This window comes from Natrinema marinum (assembly GCF_024296685.1).
Lineage (GTDB): Archaea > Halobacteriota > Halobacteria > Halobacteriales > Natrialbaceae > Natrinema > Natrinema marinum.
In genome coordinates this window covers 2,470,849-2,487,366 of record NZ_CP100763.1, presented here as the reverse complement: position 1 = coordinate 2,487,366, position 16,518 = coordinate 2,470,849, and the positions used below count along the sequence as shown (strand labels likewise).

The following is a 16,518-nucleotide window of genomic DNA, read 5'->3' as shown; positions in this document are numbered from 1 at the left end:
CGTCGGTTTCGCTCCGACTACCAGCGGCCCCGCGACGGAGCGCGTTCGACCGTGTCTGACGAACAGCATACCCTTTATGCGACGGCCGTCTATCACGACGCATGAGCGATGGAGCGCCAGCGGGCGACGCCGCGGACGCGTTCGCCAAGCGGGCACGGGCGGCCCACGGCGAGTCGATTCGCCGTCTCGTCGCGTTCGGCGCGGCCGTCCGGGGCGACGACCGCGGCGTCCACACCGAAGTCGAGGTACTGCTGGTTCTCGAGTCAGACGAGTCGACGGTCGAACGCGACCTCGAGCGCCTCGCCGAGACCGTCGGGCTCGAACACAGCGTGGTCGTCTCCCTGCACGTGTTGCCGGCCGATCGGTTCGAGTCGAACGCGGAGCATCCGTTCGTTCGGACGGCCCTCGAGGAAGGGCGAGCGTATGTGTAGGACGATGGCGCTCGCGCCCGCAGGTGGGCGCCACGCAGCGCGGGCAGCTGACCGACGGGAGGAGACTCGACGATGCGGGTGACGCTGCTCGGTACCGGCGACACGACCGGAACGCCGACCGTCGGTTGTGACTGTGACACCTGCGCCGCGGCCCGAGAACGCGGCGTCGAGCGCACGCGCTTTTCGGTCCACGTCGAAAACGAGCGCACCGGCGAGTCGCTGCTAGTCGATTTCAGCCCCGATTTTCGCTACCAGTTCCTCCGCGACGAGGTCCCCCTACCCGACGCGGCGATCATCACGCACATCCACTTCGACCACCTCGACGGCCTCGGCAACGTCTTTCGTATCCTCGAGGACCTCGCGGTGTACGCGGCCGACGAGACCGACCCGGAGACCGACAAGAGCGTCGCCGAGACGGTCCGTGACGACTACCACTACCTCGATGCCGTCACCGTCAGACCGACGACGCCGCTCGAGTCGGTTCGGATCTGCGGGCTCGACGTGACGCTGGTACCGGTCGATCACCCGCCGCTGCTCTGTTACGGCCTCGCGATCGAGGACCCCGAGACCGGCGCGAAACTGTCGCTCTCGGGCGACACGAGCTACGGCGTGCCCGAAGTCTCCCGCGAGGTGCTCGCCGACCCCGACTTGCTGTTAGCCGACGGCATCGTCCCCGCGGACCTCTGCGAGTACCACCCCCTCGGCGGCCGCCACGAGGACGACGACGGCGTCCCCCGGACGTTCGGAACGAAACACATGACTCGAGAGGGGGCACTCGCGCTGGCCGACGACCTGAACGCCGATCGGACGCGCCTCGTACACGTCGCCCACTTCTACCCCGCCGACGAGGCGTTCGAGGAATCGCTTGCCGTCGATGGCGAGGAGTACGTGCTGTAAGCCCCTCGCCAGTGGGCCGAGCGATCGGACGGCCGTCAGCCAAACCGATCCAGACCGGACTGCCGTCGCCGTCTCCCGTCAGGGTCCCCCCGCCACGGCGTCCGCCGGTCGCGTTCGGCCTCGAGGTCGCTCTCGTCCGCCGGAGCCGCGGCGGACTCGTAGCCCGGACACGCGGCACCGCACTCCGTCGGGGCGTCGACGACGCGCCCTTTCCAGTCGCAGTGTGGTAGCGTCGCGCCGCTCGTGGCGTCCGCGACGCAGGACTCGCACTCGGCAAACCCGTACGTTCGCCAGCCCTTGCCGTAGGCCCGTTCGGCGAGCCGGCGGCGGGCGCGGGCCTTCTCGTCGGGTGAGACGACTTCGATCTCGGTTCGGCCGGGGTGGGCGGCGAGGGGCTCGATTCCCGGCTCGTCGACGGGCAGTGACGCCGGTTCGCGGATCACGTCGATCTCGAGGCCGGCGTCGGTGGTCGCGGATTCGCCGTCCGCCCCCTCCCCCTCGCGATGGATCCGCCAGACGCCGATCTCCTCGGGGATGCGGTTCAGGTGGGCGCGCGTGACGTAGCTCTCGGTCGCGAGGATCGCCTCGTCGACGACGGCGAGGCTCGCGTCCGTGCGTAACTGGGCTGCGAGGTCGCCCGGCCGGCCGAGGTCCGGCTTGTTTTCGATCCCGACGATGCGGCCGTACCAGTCAGGATAGCGCGCGACCTGCCGGACGTAGTCGCGGCCCGCGTCCGCGCTCGCGCCGTGGTCGCGCTCGAAGAAGCCGATCTCGAGCGCCCGCTCGACGGCGCTGCGGGCGCGCTCGGCGTGGCAGTCGAAGGTCTCCTTCCAGTAGCGCGCCCGGCCGGTGCCGACGGCGGATTCGATGGCCGCGTCGGGGATCGACTCGCTCGCGAGCGCGACGCGGTCGTCGAACTCCGGGCCGGGCTCGACGCAGACGACGTCGAGGATCCGACCGCCGGGATCGGCGACGCTCGCGCCGAGCTGGCGGGCGACGATCCCCGCCCGACGCGACTCGAGGGCGGCACAGAGCTCGAGTTCGAACGCGAATTCGGACACGGTCTGAGGCAGGGGCGGACGCGAGAAAAGCTGTCGGGTTCGCCGACGAAGCTCCGCGATTCCGCCGCTTTCGCGTCCGAATTCGCCCGGACGAGAGAATCGTGTGAATCGCTACCGTCGGGCGGGTTCGGCGCTCGAGCGGCGGGGATAGCTCGCAACCTTTATCAAGCGCACAGCGGAACCTCTACCTAAGATTACTCTCGTCTTATGGCAGGAAATCGACAACCGGAGGTGAACATCGGGCTCGTCGGTCACGTCGACCACGGCAAGACGACGCTGGTGCAAGCCCTCAGCGGCTCGTGGACGGATCAGCACTCAGAAGAGATGAAACGCGGCATCTCGATCAGGCTCGGCTACGCCGACGCGACGTTCCGCTACTGCGAGGGCCTCGAGGAGCCCGACTGTTACACCGTCGAGGAGGAGTGTGCGGACGGCTCGGAAAGCGAGCCGCTCCGGACCGTCTCGTTCGTCGACGCCCCGGGTCACGAGACCCTGATGGCGACGATGCTCTCCGGCGCGTCCCTGATGGACGGCGCGGTGCTCGTGGTCAGCGCCAACGAGCCCGTCCCCCAGCCCCAGACCGAGGAGCACCTGATGGCGCTCGACATCATCGGCATCGACAACATCGTCATCGCCCAGAACAAGGTCGACCTCGTCGACGCCGACACCGCCCGGAACAACTACGAGCAGATCAAGGAGTTCGTCTCCGGCACGGTCGCCGAGGACGCACCGATCGTCCCCGTCTCCGCGGGCCAGGAGGTCAACCTCGACCTGCTCATTCAGGCCATCGAGGAGGAGATTCCGACCCCCGAGCGGGACCCCGAGGCCGATCCTCGGATGCACGTCGCCCGCAGTTTCGACATCAACAAACCCGGTACGACCGCCGAAAACCTCGCTGGGGGCGTCTTAGGCGGCAGTCTCGTCCGGGGCGAACTCGCGGTCGGCGACGAGATCGAGATCCGGCCCGGCCGCGAGGTCGAGGAGGGCGGCCGGACCGAGTACGTCCCCATCGAGACGACGGTTCGATCGCTGCAGGCCGGCGGCGAGACCGTCGACACCGTCACGCCCGGCGGCTTGCTCGGCGTCGGTACCGGGCTCGACCCGTCGCTCACCAAAGGCGACGCGCTGGCGGGCCGGATGGCGGGTCCGCCCGGCACGCTCCCGCCGACGTGGAACGAGTTCACGATGGAAGTCGACTTACTCGAGCGGGTCGTCGGCGCGGAAAGCGGCGAGACGGTCGACGAGATCTCCACCGGCGAACCCCTGATGATGACCGTCGGCACCGCGACCACCGTCGGAGCCGTCACCAGCGCCCGAAGCGGCGAGTGCGAGGTCAACCTCAAACGACCGGTCGCCGCCGATCCGGGCACGAAGATCGCGATCAACCGTCGCATCGGCGCGCGCTGGCGACTGATCGGCCTGGGAACGCTCACGGAATAGCATGGCAGCGCGGACGCGAGTCGCCCTCGACACGAGCGCGCTCATGATGCCCGTCGAACTCGACGTGCGGCTGTTCGACGAACTCGAGCGCCTCTTAGACGACTACGAGCCGACGATTCCCCAGGCCGTCTTAGAGGAACTCAGACGGCTCTCCGAGAAGGGCGGCGAGGAGGGGACGGCCGCGAACGTCGGTCACGATCTGGCGACCGAGCGCTGTCTCGCCGTCGACACGGAGGCATCGTACGCCGACGACGCGCTGGTCGAACTCGCCCGCGAGGGCGCGGTCGACTACGTCGTCACGAACGACCGCCCGCTGCGCGACCGGGTACTCGAGGCGAGTATACCGGTAATTGCATTACGCGGGAGAAACAAGTTAGCGATCACTCAACCATAGATGTACAAACGGGTCAGATTGAAGGATACAGTGGAAGTACCGCCGGAAGAACTCGGCGACGTCTCGCCGGACCGAGTCAAGCGACTGCTCCAGGACAAACTCGAGGGGCGGATGGACGAGGAGGTCGGCAGCGTCGTCTCCGTCACCGAAGTCCACGACATCGGCGAGGGGACGGTGTTGCCCAACCGGCCGGGCGTCTACTACGAGGCCGAGTTCGACGCCGTCACCTTCGATCCGCAGATGCAGGAGGTCGTCGACGGCACCGTCGTCGAGGTCGTCGAGTTCGGGGCCTTCGTCGGCATCGGCCCCGTCGACGGACTGCTCCACGTCTCCCAGATCAGCGACGAGTATCTGGCGTTCGACGGCGAGAACCAGCGTCTCGCCTCGAACGAGTCCGCCCGTTCGCTCGGCGTCGACGACGCCGTTCGGGCTCGTATCGTCACCAAGAGCATCGACGAGCGCAATCCCCGCGACTCCAAGATCGGGCTCACCGCGAAACAGCCCGGCCTCGGCAAGCACGGCTGGCTCGAGGAAGAACGCGAGAAGCGCGAAGCGACCGCAGGTGAATAACCATGGCAGCAGACCGCCTCGTCTGTCGCGAGTGTCACCGGGTCAACGAACCCGACAACGAGACCTGTGAGGCCTGCAACTCCTCGTCGCTGACCGAGGACTGGGCGGGATACGTCATCATCGCCCACCCCGAAGAGAGTCAGATCGCGACGGAGATGCAGATCACCGAACCGGGCGCGTACGCCCTGAAGGTCCGCTGAGACCGTGACTCGCGACGACAACGACGACGACCGCGTCGACCCCGACGAGCAGCTACTGGTCCTTCCCGACGACCTCCGTCACGAACTCAAAGAGCCACTCGGCCCGATCGAAACCGACGCCGACCGGCTCCTCGAGGCCGTCGACGGCCCGCTGATCGCCGTCGGCGACGTCGTCACCTACCACCTGCTGCAGGCGGGGCGCCAGCCCGACGTGGCGCTGGTCGACGGTCGGACCAAGCGGACGGCAGTCGACGAGGAGATCCGCGAGACGGTCACCGACGGCGCGAGCATCGAGGTGAAGAACCCGCCCGCCGAACTCGGCGCGCCCGTCGTCCGGGCGCTCCGACGTGCGCTCGCGGCCGACGAGCCGACCACGATTCTCGTCGACGGCGAAGAGGACCTGGTCGCGCTGCCCGCCATCGTCGCCGCACCCGACGGCGCAAGCGTCGTCTACGGCCAACCCGACGAGGGGATGGTCCACGTCGAGATCACCGACGACCACCGCGCGGAGATGCGCGAGTTGCTCGAGCGCTTCGAGGGCGACACCGAGCGCTTTTGGACCCTGCTCGAGGGCTCGAGCGAGGACTGAGTATCGTTCGTTCTCGGACGGATCCCGCTTTCGGCTGTGCTTGTACGCGATACTTATTATCAGGTGCGTTCGCGAAGATGATATGGATCGCGCACTTCCGATCGCAGTCGGCGTCGGCGTGATCGCTTGCGGAGCCGTGTTCGGATTCGGTGAAGCCAGTGTCTACGCTGCAATCGGCGTGGGTGCGCTTTACACCGGCTGGGCGTATTTCGTCGTCCAGTACCCGGCGCTGCTCTCCCGCGAGGCGTTCGTATTCGACCGATCGACGGATAAACTCGGCTACGCGATCGGACTCTTCGGTGCGGGTATCTTCGGTGTCGTCGTCACGAACGGCCTCGATATCGAGTTCTTCGCCGGCTATCTCGGCGTGATCGGCGTTCTCCTTACCTCGAGCGCCGCCCACGAGTACGAGGCGGTCGACGGCGGACTATAACGGGCTGCCCGCCGCCTCGAGCGCATAGGTGGCCGTCTGCCGACCGGCCGCAGTCGCGGGCCCTCGGCGAGTTTCACGGTCGGAAACCGTGATTCCCTTTTTATGCTATTTCCGCCTCGAGATGGAAACGACATGGTACGAGACGTACTCGACGGGTGTATCGACGCGGTCACGAGCCACAATCGGCTCGTGATCGTCGTTTTGTTGCTCATGACCGCCGGGATGGTCGTCGGGATGGGGAATCTCGACACGTCCAGTCAGGCGGGCGGCGGCGACGTCGGCGAGACGACGGCCGCACAGAAGGCGACGTACATCGACGAACACTACGACGACGGGAGCAATCGGGGAGAGAACGTCTCGGTCGCGGCCGTCTACGTTCGAGACGAAGGCGACAACGCGCTCTCGAAGGCGACCTTGATCGAGTCCCTCGAGTACCAGCGGACGGTGCTGAAAAACGAGTCGGTGTCGGCGGCGCTCGCTGGCGAGCGGGGCGTCACCGGCGTCGCGAACGTGATCGCGACGCGAGCGGCGGGCGACCTGAACGCGACGCTCGAGGAACAGATCGCAGCCCTCGAGTCGACCGACGACGACGAGGTCGAAGCGCTCGTCGCGGAGACGCTGACCGCGGAGTCGGGCGCGCTCTCGCTGTTGCCCCGCAGCTACGAACCGGGAACCGCGACGGCTGAGAGTCGTCGGATGATCTTCCGTTTCGAAACGGATGGGGCGGCCGAGTCGGCTGGGACGCCAAGCGACGCACAGCGGGCACTCTACGAGGCGGCCGCCGACCACGACGAGCCATCCTTCTTCACTCTCGGCGAGCACGCGGTCGGCGACCTCAACCAGCAGATGTACTCGAACACGGTGACGCTCGTCCTGCCGGTCGCGCTGGCGCTCATCCTCGGCATTCTCGCATTCACCTACCGCGATCTCGTCGACGTCATCGTCGGGATGATCGGCGTCGTCGTCTCGATCGTCTGGATGTTCGGCATCTTGGGCTGGTTAGGCGTCTCGGCAGGAATCACGATGATCATCGGGCCGGTGATGATCGCCGGCATCAGCATCGACTTCGGGTTCCACGTCTTCATGCGCTATCGCGAACAGCGTGGAGACGGCGAGGGGATCCGCCCGCCGATGACGCGGTCGGTCCGGTCGGTCGCCGTCGCGCTCGCACTGGTCACGGTGACGACGGCGATCGGCTTCCTCTCGAACGTCGTCAACCCGGTGACCTCGATCCGGAACATGGCGATCGGGATCACGCTCGGCGTCATCTCGGCATTCGTCATCTTCGTCACGCTCGTCCCCGCGCTGAAGATCAGCATCGACGGCCTCTGCGAGCGCGTCGGCCTCGATCGGCACAAGGAACCGCTCGGTCACGGCCGCTACCTGCGGCGCGCGCTCGGCGGCAGCGTCGGCCTCGCCAAGCGGGCCGCGCCCGTCGTCATCGTCGTCGCGCTCGTCGCTGGAACAGCCGGGGCGGCAGCGTGGCCCGCACTGGAGCAAGAGAGCTTCCAACAGCGGACCGAACCCGTCGCCGACTGGAAGACGGACCTGCCCGGCCCCATGGCCTGGGAAGAGTCGGCGTTCATCGAGAACCGGCTGTACGTCACGGAGCAATACCAGTCGAGCGACGACGAGACGGGCCGCTCCCAAATACTGATCGAGGACGACGTGACGGCTCCCGGAACCCTCGAGCAGGTCAACAACGGGGTCGAACGGGCCCACGAGACGGGAGTGGCGTTTGACCAGCAGGGTGTCGAGTCGGTGGTGTCGCCACTGTCGGTCATGGAGGCCGCCGCCGCGGAAAACGAGTCGTTCGCCGCGACCTTCGAGGGGGCTGACGCGAACGGTGACGGGGTTCCGGACCGTGACCTCGAGTCGGTCTACGACCGCCTCTTCGCGGTCGCACCCGACGAGGCGGGGAAGGTGATCGAACGGACGGACGAGGGCGAGTACCGATCCCTCCGGCTGCTCGTCACCGTCGACCGAAGCGAGACGGCCGACGAGCGTGCCGACGGGATGCAGGAGGCAGCCGCCGCGATCGAGAACGGCGACGCGGACCTGACCGCGACCGCGGCCGGTCCCGCTGCTGTCATGCAGGCCGAACTGGCCGAAGTGACGGAGGGAATCCTCTACGTATTGGCCCTCGCGCTGGGTGTGATCGCCGTCAGCTTAATCGGCATCTATCGACTGACCGAGGGCAGCGCGAGCCTCGGGGCCGTGACCGTCGTTCCCATCGTCCTCGTCGCCGGGCTCGTCATCGGGAGCATGTTCCTGCTCGACGTGCCCTTGACCCTGCTCACCGCGCTCCTGATGAGTCTCGTCGTCGGACTCGGAATCGACTACAACATCCACGTCAGCGATCGCTTCGCGCAGGAACTCGAGCGCCGCGGGAGCGCCTACGAGGCGCTCGAAGCGGCCGTCATCGGGACCGGCGGCGCGTTGCTCGGCAGCACGCTCACCTCCGCAGCGGCGTTCCTGGCGCTGCTGTTGCACCCGCATCCGCAGATCGAGAGCCTCGGATTGCTAGTCGTGCTCGCGCTCGTCACCTCGTTCCTCGTAAGCGTACTCGTCCTCCCGAGCATGCTCGCGCTCTGGGCGCGGTACGCCGACGTCAGCCGCGTCGCGGACGGGGCGGAGCCGGCGGCGACGGCCGCGGGCGATGACTGACGGCCGACAGCCGCGTCGGTCCCGCCTACTCGACGACCGTGTGCTCGAGCGTGCCGATCCCCTCGACTGTGAGTGCGACGGTGTCGCCGTCCTCGAGCCATTGGCCGAGCTCGAGGCCGCAGCCCTCGCCGACGGTGCCGCTGCCGATGACATCGCCGGGGTGGAGCGTCTCGGACTGGGAGATGTGCTCGACGATCTCCGCGAAAGAGTGGTACATCTCGTCGACAGTGCCTTCGGACCAGACCTCGCCGTCGATTCGGGCGGTCATCGGGGCGGAGAGCACGTCGATGTCCTCGCGGGGGACGAAGTAGGGGCCGAGCCCGTTGGCGAAGTCCTTGCCCTTCGCGGGACCGAGCCGCCCCTCCATCTCCTTCCCTTGGATGTCGCGGGCACTGAAGTCGTTGAACACGGTGTAGCCGGCGATGTGCTCCTCGGCCTCCGCGGCCGGGATGTCGCGGCCGCGCTTGCCGATCACGGCCGCGATCTCGAGTTCGTAGTCCATAATCTGTGAGTAGTCGGGCCACTGGACCGTCTCGCCCGGTGCGACGACGCTGTCGGCGTTGCCCTTGTAGTAGACCGGCAGCTCGTACCAGACGTCCGCGATCTCGCCGTCCATGCTGTTCTGGACGTGCTCCTCGATGGCCATGCAGTCGCGCATCGAGTTCGGACGCGGCAGCGGCGCGAGCAGTCGGTACTCGTCGGGGTCGTACCGGAGTTTCGCGCCGCCAGGGCCGCGCTCTCTGTCGGTCTCGGCCGCGTACTCGACGGCTTCGCGCGCGTCGTCGATCGCCCGGTCCCCGCGCTCCAAGAAGGCGATCATCTCCGGCGGGACGTGCGCGCGGGCGAGGTCTGCGGGGGCGGGTTCGCCCTCGGCTGCGAGGGCCGCGCCGTAGGCGGCGGTGAGATCGACGAGGGTCGCCTCGCCAGCCGGCGCGTCGTCCGACGCGGTCGATTCGTCGACGGCACCGATTCGTTCGACGGGACCCACGGGGGTGTCGACTTCGAAGGTCGCGAGTTTCATGCGAGATCACCTCCCGTCTCGTCGTCGATAACGGCAACCGGTCGCACCCAGCCGCCGCTGGCGTTCTCTATTTTGATGGGGAAGGCGACGATCGGTACGTCGGTCTTCCGAGGCAAGGCGTCTAAGTTCGCCATCTTCTCGATCTGGCAGTACTCGACCTCGCGGCCGGCGAAGTGTGCCGGCCAGAGCTCGTCTTCGTCCCCCGACTCGACGTAGCGCTCGCCCATCGCGGTGAAGGGCTTGTCGAACCCGTAGGCGTCCGTCCCGATCACCTTCACCCCCTGCTCGACGAGATATTTCGTCCCCTCAGCTCCCATTCCGGGGAACTCGGTCAGGTACTCGGGCTGCCCCCACAGCTCGTCGGCTCCCGTCTGGATCAGGACGATCTCGCCCGGCGAGAGCTCGTGACCCAGGTCGTCGAGGGCCTCCTCGAGGTCGTCGACGCCGATCTCCGCGCCGGGCTCCATCCGCCGGAAGTCGAGGACGACCGCGCTCCCGCGACACCACTCGAGGGGGATCTCCTCGATCGTCTTCGCCGGTTCGCCGTCGACTTCGGGGCCGTAATGCCAGGGCGCGTCCATGTGGGTGCCGGCGTGGGGGATCACCTCGAGGTCCTCCCATGCCAGCCCCATGCCGTCCGGGAAATCCTCGGCGGCCACGTCGTAGCCTTGCGCCTGAAGAGTCTCGGCGAGTCGCTGTGCGCCCGCCTCGTGGTCGAAGGCGTCGATTTTCGGTGGTGTGGGTTCGCTCGCGACCCCGTCCTCGAGGCCGATGCTGAGGTCGATCAGCGTGGTATCGTCGGCTGTCAACAGATCGCGCATGATGGCCACGTTTCGGGGGAGCCATGTAAGCGTGACTGCACCGGCTGTTTGCGATTTCCCGACCGCTCGAGCGGTCGTCGGATTCCGTGTGATGATCGACGATCGCCAGCTATTAAATGTCAGATACATGACTAGAGCCCATGGACCAAGGGACCGACTCGTGGGTCGTCGTTCTGACGACGGCCATGGCGCTTACCGTCACTGGTATCTCGCTTCTCGATTCGGCGGTGTGGTGCGTCCAGTATGGAGTGTTGGGGCTGGCGGTTTGCCTGGCGGTCTTCGCGATGCTTCGAGTGGCCTCGCGGTCCGCGACCGACTGAGCCCGACGACACCGACGGTGGACCACACCATCCGGGCCGCGTCGTCTGTTTTCCCGAACGCGTCTCGAGAAGTTATTTACTCTCCAACGTGAACCCGACGACTATGTACGATTTCGTCGTCGTCGGCGTCGGGCCGCCGGGCGCGCGCTTCGCCCGACGGGCCGCCGAAGACGGCTACGACGTGCTCGCCCTCGAGAAGGGGACCATCGGGGAGCCACTGGCCTGTTCGGGCCACGTCAGCACCGACATCTGGGAGTTCACCGGCGAGGGCGCTCGCGACGAGCTGTTCCAGAACGAGATCTACGGGGCGCGATTCCACGTCGGCGGCCCGCGCAGCGACGCCTACCCGTTCTACAAGCGCGAGGTGGCCTCGAACGTCATCGACCGCGTCGGACTCGACCGCCACCTCGCGGAGCGGGCCCGCGAGGCGGGTGCAGACGTTCGCGAGGATCACACCGTCACCGAGGTCTCCGAGCACCGCGACCGCGTCGCAATCGTCGCGAACGGTCCCGACGGCACCCTCGAGGTCGAGGCGAAGATGCTCGCCGGCTGCGACGGCCCGCGCTCGAGAGTGCGCGACCAACTCGAGTTGCCCCAGCCCGAGGAGTTGCTTCACGGCGTTCTCGCCTTTTCCGAGGAGGACGACCACCAGGACTTCGTCGACGTTCACCTCACGCCGCCGACCTTTTTCGCGTGGCGCATCCCCCGCGGGGAGGCCGGCGTCGAGTACGGGCTGGCGGCCCCGCCGGGCGTGCAGGTGACCAAACACTTCGAGGAACTGATCGACGGCTACGAGATCGACGTCTCCCACCGCTGCTCGGGGGCGATCCCGATCGGCCCCCCGGACCGCGTCACGACGCGGCGGGCCTTCCTCATCGGCGACGCAGCCGCTCAGACCAAGCCTTTCACCGGCGGCGGCATCCTCTACGGCATGACCAGCGCCGACCACGCCGCCCGCGAGATCGACCCCGACCGGCCGACCTCGCTCGCGGCCTACGAGCGGGCCTGGCGCGCGGACCTGGAGCGCGAGCAGGAACTCGGCCGCTGGCTTCGGCGGGCGTACTCGCTGCCGGAGCCGGTCCAGCGGCTCGGTCTGAGCGCGCTGTCGGGCGAGATCGGCGTCCACATGGACCGGCCGACGTCGCTGCTCTCGATCGATCACCTCAGAGCGGTGCTCTCACGGTCGTGAATTCCGATCCTCCTGGATCGTCATGACGACCGTTCCCAGTCCGATGCTACCGATGACGAATCCGATGATGGGGCCGAGAACCGGAACCACACCGACCGCAATCGAAACGACGACCGCGCTCCCCAACGCGAGGGTCCACTCGTCGCCGACGAGCCGACCGACAGCGAGATAGCCGTACACGCTGGCCACCAGCGCCACGAGGGCGAAAATCAGGAGCATCGGAACCGCGAGCAACAGTCCGATCCCTGTGATCGCTAACAGAACCGAAGTCCCGATCACAGCCACCAAACTGGCGACGCCGTAGACCAATGCGAGCACGGGCGACTCGAGCGCGAAATCTGTTCGTCGCCGCGTGCTGTCGGGCACGACCGCGACCAGCAGACCACCGATGACGAGCGTGATCCCCCCGGCGATGATCGCCTGAACGTACCACGGCGCGGCGGCCGCGGTTTCGGTACCGGTTTCGAACCCGTTCGGCCTTCGCTGTGCGAGTGCCACCGCGGGAACGGTGAGCAGGGATATCGCGGTCGCGAGGGCGACCGTTCGGAGTCGACACAGGGAGGGCGGACACATACGGCCGATGTAGTGACAACTTGGTAATAGTAATTGCGAATCGTCACCAACTCCGATGGCCGGCCTCGAGTGCCGGAGCCGATAGACCGAAGGCACCGGTACCGAAAGAACGGTCGATGAAAGCGCGGCAGCTCGCCGTCGTCTCGATTCTCGTGAGCGCGCTCGAGCGCCTGGGGATCATCGACGCCGAGCGGTTCTGGCCGACGATGGAGCTCGCGTGGCCCCGGATCGTCACGGGCTTTGCGATCATGTCCAAGCAGACGGCCGACCTCGCGATGGTCGGGGTCGCCGTCGGCACCGCCGGCACCGCGGGACTGGCGTTCGCGCTCGGCTACTGGCAGCTGGTGACGATGCTGGGACTCGGCCTCGCGGGCGGCACCGTCACGCTCGTCTCGCAGAACTACGGCGGCGAGGCGGCCGATCGCGCGTCGCTGGCCGTCTCCCAGAGCGCCGTGCTCGCGGTCGCGCTGTCGATCCCGGTCGTGGCCGTATTTCTCGCCTTCGCCGGGCCCCTGATCGACCTGCTCGGCGCCGACCCGGCCCCGCGTCGCTACGGGACGACCTACCTCGTCTACGTCGCGCCGGCCGTGGTCTTCGAACTGCTCAATCTCGTCGCCAGTCGCACGTACACGGGCGTCGGCGACACGTTCACGGAGATGATGGCTCGCGCCGGCGGGGCGATACTCAACATCGTCCTCAGCGGCGCGTTCATCTTCGGACTCGGGATGGGCGTCGCCGGCGCGGCGATCGGGACGACGCTCGCGAGCGGGTTCGTGACGCTCGTCCTCGCGTGGGGGATGTTCGGCCGCTCGTACGGCCGGCTCGGGATGCAGCCGAGCCCCGTCCCGATCACGCGCTCGAGCCCGCCGTTCGACGCGGCGATGATCCGCCAGTTGATCGAGATCGCTACGCCGGAGATCGGCCGCCGGCTCGCCCAGGGGCTCGTCGTCTTCCCGCTGCTGTGGATCGCCGCCACGTTCGGGCCGGTCGTCGTCACGGCCCTCGAGGTGGGCCGGCGCGTGCGCGGGCTGATCAATAGCGTCAACTGGGGGCTGTCGCTGGCCTCGAGTTCGCTGGTCGGCCAGCACCTAGGCGCGGCCGAGGAGACCGAGGCGGACGCTTACGGAGCGGCGATCATCCGGCTCTCGACCGTCCTCTACGCGGGGGTAGCCGCGCTGGTGATGATATTCGCCGAGCCGATCGCGGGGCTGTTCGTCTCCGACCCCGATGCGCTCGCGCAGGCGGCCGTCTTCGTCGTCGTCGGCGCGGTCAGTTCCGTCACCTTTGGGATCGACGGGGCCGCGGCGGGGGCGCTGCTGGGGGCCGGCGACACCCGCTGGCCGTTCGTCGCCTCGCTGCTCGGCCGGTACGCGTTCGCGCTCCCGGCGGCCGCGCTGGGACTGGTCACGCCGCTCGGCGTCGGCGGCCTCTATCTGGCGCTCTTCCTCGAGACGGCCGTGCCGGGCGGGATCAACTACTGGCTGTTCCGGTCCGGCCGGTGGAAGGCCGTGAGCCGGCGGTATCGGCCGTCCTCGGAGCCCGGCTGAGGTGAATCAGGGGCGACACCGACAGCTAACTTGCCTGGCCACGATCGGCTACGTATGGCCGACCGAGACGGCGAGCCGACGGTTGCGGACGAGAGCGACGACGGAGAGAACGACATTGCGGCCGGCATCGCGATCGGAACCGGAATCGGCGTCTCGATCGGCGTCGCGACGGAGAATATCGCGCTCTGGCTCCCGCTGGGGATCGCGATGGGGGTCGCTCTCGGAGCCGGACTGGGGCAGCGATAGTGCGGTGGCCCGACACAGCGCTCGGGTCAGTTCGTTCGGCGAATCGGTGTCCGATCGGGGCAGTGCCGACGGATCGACGACGAAACAGCGGTCACGTGGCCGCTGTGCGGTCGTCCTCGAGCAGCGGGATTCCACTCGTTTCGAGTGTGACGAAAAGCCGGACGAGCGTGAGGCCGAGACCGATGACGGCGATGGCCACGAGTGCGACGGCCACGACGTCCTCGGCTGCACCCATCGACACCGCAGTCAGCGACGCCGTGAGGGCCACGAGCGTGATCGTCGTCATCAGTTGCATGGTCGCATAGCTCAGCGAGGACCACGTGGACCGTGAGACGTATCGTCCCTCAGTTCGGGCGTAAGCCATGGGGAATGATTGGATGTCCAACAGTATATATCTTTTCGGACCGGAACCGTCGAGCGATCTTCGAAACGTCTCGACACCGCTCACGGTGGCTACTCGTCGGCGCCGACTCGAGTCGTACCGTCGATCGGTGTCACCGAAGCCGACAGTCAGCCTCACCGTAACAGCGGTTTTTACGCCGTGGCGGTGTACAACGCCCGATGTCGACGATAGCCGACCTTCGGCTTCCCGCGGCGGAGACGGCGCTGGCGATCGCCTTCGAGCGCGCGCCGGCGGCCACGTTCGAACTCGAGTCCTCGGTATCGAAGACCCGGCCGTCGCTGTGGGTAGACGGTGTCGATCACGAGACCGCCGACGCCGCCTTCGCGGCGGATCCGTCGGTCGAGACCGCGGAACTCCTCGTCGAGACGGATTCGCGGCTGCTGTACGACGTGACGTTTTCGGAGGGGTCGGGCACGAACCGGCTCTGGGACGACCTGCTCGCCGACGGCGGCTCGTTGCTCGAGGCGCGGGCGACCGACGGCTGGTGGCAGGTGACGGTGCGCTACCGCGACCGGGACACGCTCTGTGACGCCTACGACCAGTTGGTCGAGCGCGGCGTCAACGCCGACCTCCGACGGGTGACCGACGTGACCGATGTCGGCGGCCACGAGACGCGGCTGACGCCCGAGCAACAGGAGGCCCTCGAGGCGGCCCTCGAGTATGGCTACTTCGAGATTCCACGCAGCATTTCGATGGAGGAGTTGGCCGGAGAACTGGGCATCTCCCATCAGGCGCTCTCCGAGCGGTTCCGCCGGGCCTACGAGACGCTGGTCGACGCTGAACTCCAGCCCGCGGGCGAGCAGTCGCGGCTCGACTGACCCCCTATCGACCGCCGGGACGGCGCGCTGAGATGCCAACGTGGCACAATCGTTATTTGGGTGGCTTGCGTTCGGCCCCACATGGCTGACCTGCTTTCCGACGACGAAATCGAGGCGGAACTCCCAGACGAGTGGACGCGCGACGGCGACGAGATCGTTCGCGTCTACGAGTTCGACGACTACCTCCGCGGCGTCAACTTCGCCCAGATGGTCGGCGAGATCGCCGAAGCGCAGTTCCACCACCCCGAGATCGTCATCCGCTACTCGGAAATCGAGGTTCGGCTGACCTCCCACGAGGAAGGCGGCATCACCGACGCCGACCTCGAGATGGCAGACCTGATCGAGTCCGAGCGCAACGCCTGATCCCCGACGGTCGCGATGGACGCCCGCTACGCCTTCCGCGTTCGGGTCCGACTCGAGCCTGCTCGAGAGGGTGTCTCCCTCGAACCGGGCAGCGCGGCGACGACGGTCACCCTGTTTCGCGAGGCTCCGGAGCCGGGCACCGAGAGCTGGTTGTTCTTCCGCAACACGTTGTGGCGCGGCGAGGTAGGAGACGAGGACTACGCCCGCCGCCTCGCTGCCGAGTGGCTCGGCGTCCCCGAGCGGACCGTCGAGGCCGTCGACTTCCGCGAACTCCAGACCGACGAGGCGTACTTCGACGCGTTGAAAGGCGAAATCGCCGCGGATCTCGCGGCGTTCAAAGCCGAGACCGTCTCTGAAGCCCTTTCGAAGTATCTGGGCTCGAGCGTTCGCGTGACCGATTCGGACGAGTGAGGCGTCGCTTCCGACGCCGTGACCGATCGCCGCCGACAGCGGCGGCCGGTGGGATCGCGCACACCATGTCACTTGTGCACATGGACCTCCGGGAATTTATGTACACGGTCGTGGCCCGGAGTAG

Annotated in this window: 21 protein-coding genes; 16 read left to right on the top strand and 5 right to left on the bottom strand. The window is 67.5% G+C overall.

Annotated elements, in window-relative coordinates; translation table 11 throughout:
- The first annotated feature begins 101 nt into the window (after positions 1–101).
- Both NKH51_RS12375 and NKH51_RS12370 read left to right on the top strand, forming a co-directional pair.
- The gene (locus NKH51_RS12375) at positions 102–431 is read left to right on the top strand and encodes a hypothetical protein (protein WP_254761991.1); all 330 of its coding nucleotides are present in this window, start codon (positions 102–104) and stop codon (positions 429–431) included.
- A gap of 72 nt (positions 432–503) precedes the next feature.
- Positions 504–1,328, top strand: a complete 825-nt coding sequence (locus tag NKH51_RS12370; protein ID WP_254761990.1) for an MBL fold metallo-hydrolase — start codon at positions 504–506, stop codon at positions 1,326–1,328.
- A 35-nt stretch (positions 1,329–1,363) separates the two neighbouring features.
- Here NKH51_RS12370 and NKH51_RS12365 read toward each other — a convergent pair whose 3' ends face one another.
- The gene (locus tag NKH51_RS12365; protein ID WP_254761989.1) at positions 1,364–2,389 is read right to left on the bottom strand and encodes a DUF5787 family protein; all 1,026 of its coding nucleotides are present in this window, start codon (positions 2,387–2,389) and stop codon (positions 1,364–1,366) included.
- Positions 2,390–2,596: 207 nt separating this feature from the next.
- Between NKH51_RS12365 and NKH51_RS12360 the strand changes: the two genes are divergently transcribed.
- The 7 genes from NKH51_RS12360 (at position 2,597) to NKH51_RS12330 (ending at position 8,682) form a co-directional block, all read left to right on the top strand.
- Positions 2,597–3,829 (top strand): translation initiation factor IF-2 subunit gamma, encoded by a 1,233-nt coding sequence (locus NKH51_RS12360; protein ID WP_254761988.1) that lies wholly within the window; start codon positions 2,597–2,599, stop codon positions 3,827–3,829.
- Between the two features lies 1 nt (position 3,830).
- The gene (locus NKH51_RS12355; RefSeq protein WP_254761987.1) at positions 3,831–4,223 is read left to right on the top strand and encodes a type II toxin-antitoxin system VapC family toxin; all 393 of its coding nucleotides are present in this window, start codon (positions 3,831–3,833) and stop codon (positions 4,221–4,223) included.
- The gene (locus NKH51_RS12350; protein WP_254761985.1) at positions 4,224–4,793 is read left to right on the top strand and encodes a DNA-directed RNA polymerase; all 570 of its coding nucleotides are present in this window, start codon (positions 4,224–4,226) and stop codon (positions 4,791–4,793) included.
- Between the two features lie 2 nt (positions 4,794–4,795).
- Positions 4,796–4,993 carry a transcription elongation factor subunit Spt4 gene (gene spt4 / locus NKH51_RS12345; protein ID WP_254761984.1) on the top strand — a complete coding sequence of 66 codons (198 nt, stop codon included), beginning with the start codon at positions 4,796–4,798 and terminating at the stop codon, positions 4,991–4,993.
- Positions 4,994–4,997: 4 nt separating this feature from the next.
- Entirely contained in the window at positions 4,998–5,582 is a 585-nt protein-coding gene (locus NKH51_RS12340; RefSeq protein ID WP_254761983.1) for a GTP-dependent dephospho-CoA kinase family protein, read from the top strand.
- A gap of 82 nt (positions 5,583–5,664) precedes the next feature.
- A complete protein-coding gene (locus NKH51_RS12335; RefSeq protein ID WP_254761982.1) occupies positions 5,665–6,015 on the top strand; it encodes a hypothetical protein in 351 nt (116 codons plus the stop codon).
- A gap of 132 nt (positions 6,016–6,147) precedes the next feature.
- The gene (locus NKH51_RS12330; RefSeq protein ID WP_254761981.1) at positions 6,148–8,682 is read left to right on the top strand and encodes an efflux RND transporter permease subunit; all 2,535 of its coding nucleotides are present in this window, start codon (positions 6,148–6,150) and stop codon (positions 8,680–8,682) included.
- A 25-nt stretch (positions 8,683–8,707) separates the two neighbouring features.
- Here NKH51_RS12330 and NKH51_RS12325 read toward each other — a convergent pair whose 3' ends face one another.
- On the bottom strand, positions 8,708–9,703 hold the full coding sequence (locus NKH51_RS12325; RefSeq protein ID WP_254761980.1) for a fumarylacetoacetate hydrolase family protein: 996 nt from the start codon (positions 9,701–9,703) through the stop codon (positions 8,708–8,710).
- Positions 9,700–10,524, bottom strand: coding sequence for a cyclase family protein (locus NKH51_RS12320; RefSeq protein WP_254761979.1), 825 nt, complete (start codon positions 10,522–10,524; stop codon positions 9,700–9,702). The genes NKH51_RS12325 and NKH51_RS12320 overlap by 4 nt, the downstream gene beginning before the upstream one ends.
- Positions 10,525–10,664: 140 nt before the next feature.
- Between NKH51_RS12320 and NKH51_RS12315 the strand changes: the two genes are divergently transcribed.
- Both NKH51_RS12315 and NKH51_RS12310 read left to right on the top strand, forming a co-directional pair.
- The gene (locus NKH51_RS12315; RefSeq protein WP_254761978.1) at positions 10,665–10,844 is read left to right on the top strand and encodes a hypothetical protein; all 180 of its coding nucleotides are present in this window, start codon (positions 10,665–10,667) and stop codon (positions 10,842–10,844) included.
- A gap of 103 nt (positions 10,845–10,947) precedes the next feature.
- Positions 10,948–12,033, top strand: coding sequence for a geranylgeranyl reductase family protein (locus NKH51_RS12310; protein WP_254761977.1), 1,086 nt, complete (start codon positions 10,948–10,950; stop codon positions 12,031–12,033).
- On the opposite strand, the gene NKH51_RS12305 is transcribed toward NKH51_RS12310, so the two are convergent.
- Positions 12,022–12,606 (bottom strand): DUF8173 domain-containing protein, encoded by a 585-nt coding sequence (locus tag NKH51_RS12305; RefSeq protein WP_254761976.1) that lies wholly within the window; start codon positions 12,604–12,606, stop codon positions 12,022–12,024. The two genes, NKH51_RS12310 and NKH51_RS12305, sit on opposite strands and share 12 nt — an antisense overlap.
- Before the next feature lie 116 nt (positions 12,607–12,722).
- Here NKH51_RS12305 and NKH51_RS12300 point away from each other — a divergent pair, with 116 nt between their 5' ends.
- Positions 12,723–14,153 carry an MATE family efflux transporter gene (locus NKH51_RS12300; RefSeq protein ID WP_254761975.1) on the top strand — a complete coding sequence of 477 codons (1,431 nt, stop codon included), beginning with the start codon at positions 12,723–12,725 and terminating at the stop codon, positions 14,151–14,153.
- Positions 14,154–14,207: 54 nt separating this feature from the next.
- Positions 14,208–14,399 (top strand): glycine zipper domain-containing protein, encoded by a 192-nt coding sequence (locus NKH51_RS12295; protein WP_254761974.1) that lies wholly within the window; start codon positions 14,208–14,210, stop codon positions 14,397–14,399.
- Positions 14,400–14,490: 91 nt separating this feature from the next.
- Here the strand turns inward: NKH51_RS12295 and NKH51_RS12290 are convergent, their stop codons facing one another.
- On the bottom strand, positions 14,491–14,763 hold the full coding sequence (locus NKH51_RS12290) for a hypothetical protein (protein ID WP_254761973.1): 273 nt from the start codon (positions 14,761–14,763) through the stop codon (positions 14,491–14,493).
- A gap of 197 nt (positions 14,764–14,960) precedes the next feature.
- Here NKH51_RS12290 and NKH51_RS12285 point away from each other — a divergent pair, with 197 nt between their 5' ends.
- The 3 genes from NKH51_RS12285 (at position 14,961) to lwrS (ending at position 16,394) form a co-directional block, all read left to right on the top strand.
- The gene (locus tag NKH51_RS12285; RefSeq protein ID WP_254761972.1) at positions 14,961–15,620 is read left to right on the top strand and encodes a helix-turn-helix domain-containing protein; all 660 of its coding nucleotides are present in this window, start codon (positions 14,961–14,963) and stop codon (positions 15,618–15,620) included.
- A gap of 81 nt (positions 15,621–15,701) precedes the next feature.
- On the top strand, positions 15,702–15,983 hold the full coding sequence (locus tag NKH51_RS12280) for a 4a-hydroxytetrahydrobiopterin dehydratase (RefSeq protein ID WP_254761971.1): 282 nt from the start codon (positions 15,702–15,704) through the stop codon (positions 15,981–15,983).
- Positions 15,984–15,998: 15 nt separating this feature from the next.
- Positions 15,999–16,394 carry an LWR-salt protein gene (lwrS, locus tag NKH51_RS12275; protein WP_254761970.1) on the top strand — a complete coding sequence of 132 codons (396 nt, stop codon included), beginning with the start codon at positions 15,999–16,001 and terminating at the stop codon, positions 16,392–16,394.
- Positions 16,395–16,518 lie beyond the last annotated feature (124 nt).

Bases quoted from the DNA above. Each gene is read 5' to 3' on its own strand.
- NKH51_RS12375 (WP_254761991.1), top strand. From the start codon at position 102: ATGAGCGATGGAGCGCCAGCGGGCGACGCCGCGGACGCGTTCGCCAAG.
- NKH51_RS12370 (WP_254761990.1), top strand. From the start codon at position 504: ATGCGGGTGACGCTGCTCGGTACCGGCGACACGACCGGAACGCCGACC.
- NKH51_RS12360 (WP_254761988.1), top strand. From the start codon at position 2,597: ATGGCAGGAAATCGACAACCGGAGGTGAACATCGGGCTCGTCGGTCAC.
- NKH51_RS12355 (WP_254761987.1), top strand. From the start codon at position 3,831: ATGGCAGCGCGGACGCGAGTCGCCCTCGACACGAGCGCGCTCATGATG.
- NKH51_RS12350 (WP_254761985.1), top strand. From the start codon at position 4,224: ATGTACAAACGGGTCAGATTGAAGGATACAGTGGAAGTACCGCCGGAA.
- spt4 (WP_254761984.1), top strand. From the start codon at position 4,796: ATGGCAGCAGACCGCCTCGTCTGTCGCGAGTGTCACCGGGTCAACGAA.
- NKH51_RS12335 (WP_254761982.1), top strand. From the start codon at position 5,665: ATGGATCGCGCACTTCCGATCGCAGTCGGCGTCGGCGTGATCGCTTGC.
- NKH51_RS12330 (WP_254761981.1), top strand. From the start codon at position 6,148: ATGGTACGAGACGTACTCGACGGGTGTATCGACGCGGTCACGAGCCAC.
- NKH51_RS12325 (WP_254761980.1), bottom strand. From the start codon at position 9,703: ATGAAACTCGCGACCTTCGAAGTCGACACCCCCGTGGGTCCCGTCGAA.
- NKH51_RS12320 (WP_254761979.1), bottom strand. From the start codon at position 10,524: ATGCGCGATCTGTTGACAGCCGACGATACCACGCTGATCGACCTCAGC.
- NKH51_RS12315 (WP_254761978.1), top strand. From the start codon at position 10,665: ATGGACCAAGGGACCGACTCGTGGGTCGTCGTTCTGACGACGGCCATG.
- NKH51_RS12310 (WP_254761977.1), top strand. From the start codon at position 10,948: ATGTACGATTTCGTCGTCGTCGGCGTCGGGCCGCCGGGCGCGCGCTTC.
- NKH51_RS12305 (WP_254761976.1), bottom strand. From the start codon at position 12,606: ATGTGTCCGCCCTCCCTGTGTCGACTCCGAACGGTCGCCCTCGCGACC.
- NKH51_RS12300 (WP_254761975.1), top strand. From the start codon at position 12,723: ATGAAAGCGCGGCAGCTCGCCGTCGTCTCGATTCTCGTGAGCGCGCTC.
- NKH51_RS12295 (WP_254761974.1), top strand. From the start codon at position 14,208: ATGGCCGACCGAGACGGCGAGCCGACGGTTGCGGACGAGAGCGACGAC.
- NKH51_RS12290 (WP_254761973.1), bottom strand. From the start codon at position 14,763: ATGGCTTACGCCCGAACTGAGGGACGATACGTCTCACGGTCCACGTGG.
- NKH51_RS12285 (WP_254761972.1), top strand. From the start codon at position 14,961: ATGTCGACGATAGCCGACCTTCGGCTTCCCGCGGCGGAGACGGCGCTG.
- NKH51_RS12280 (WP_254761971.1), top strand. From the start codon at position 15,702: ATGGCTGACCTGCTTTCCGACGACGAAATCGAGGCGGAACTCCCAGAC.
- lwrS (WP_254761970.1), top strand. From the start codon at position 15,999: ATGGACGCCCGCTACGCCTTCCGCGTTCGGGTCCGACTCGAGCCTGCT.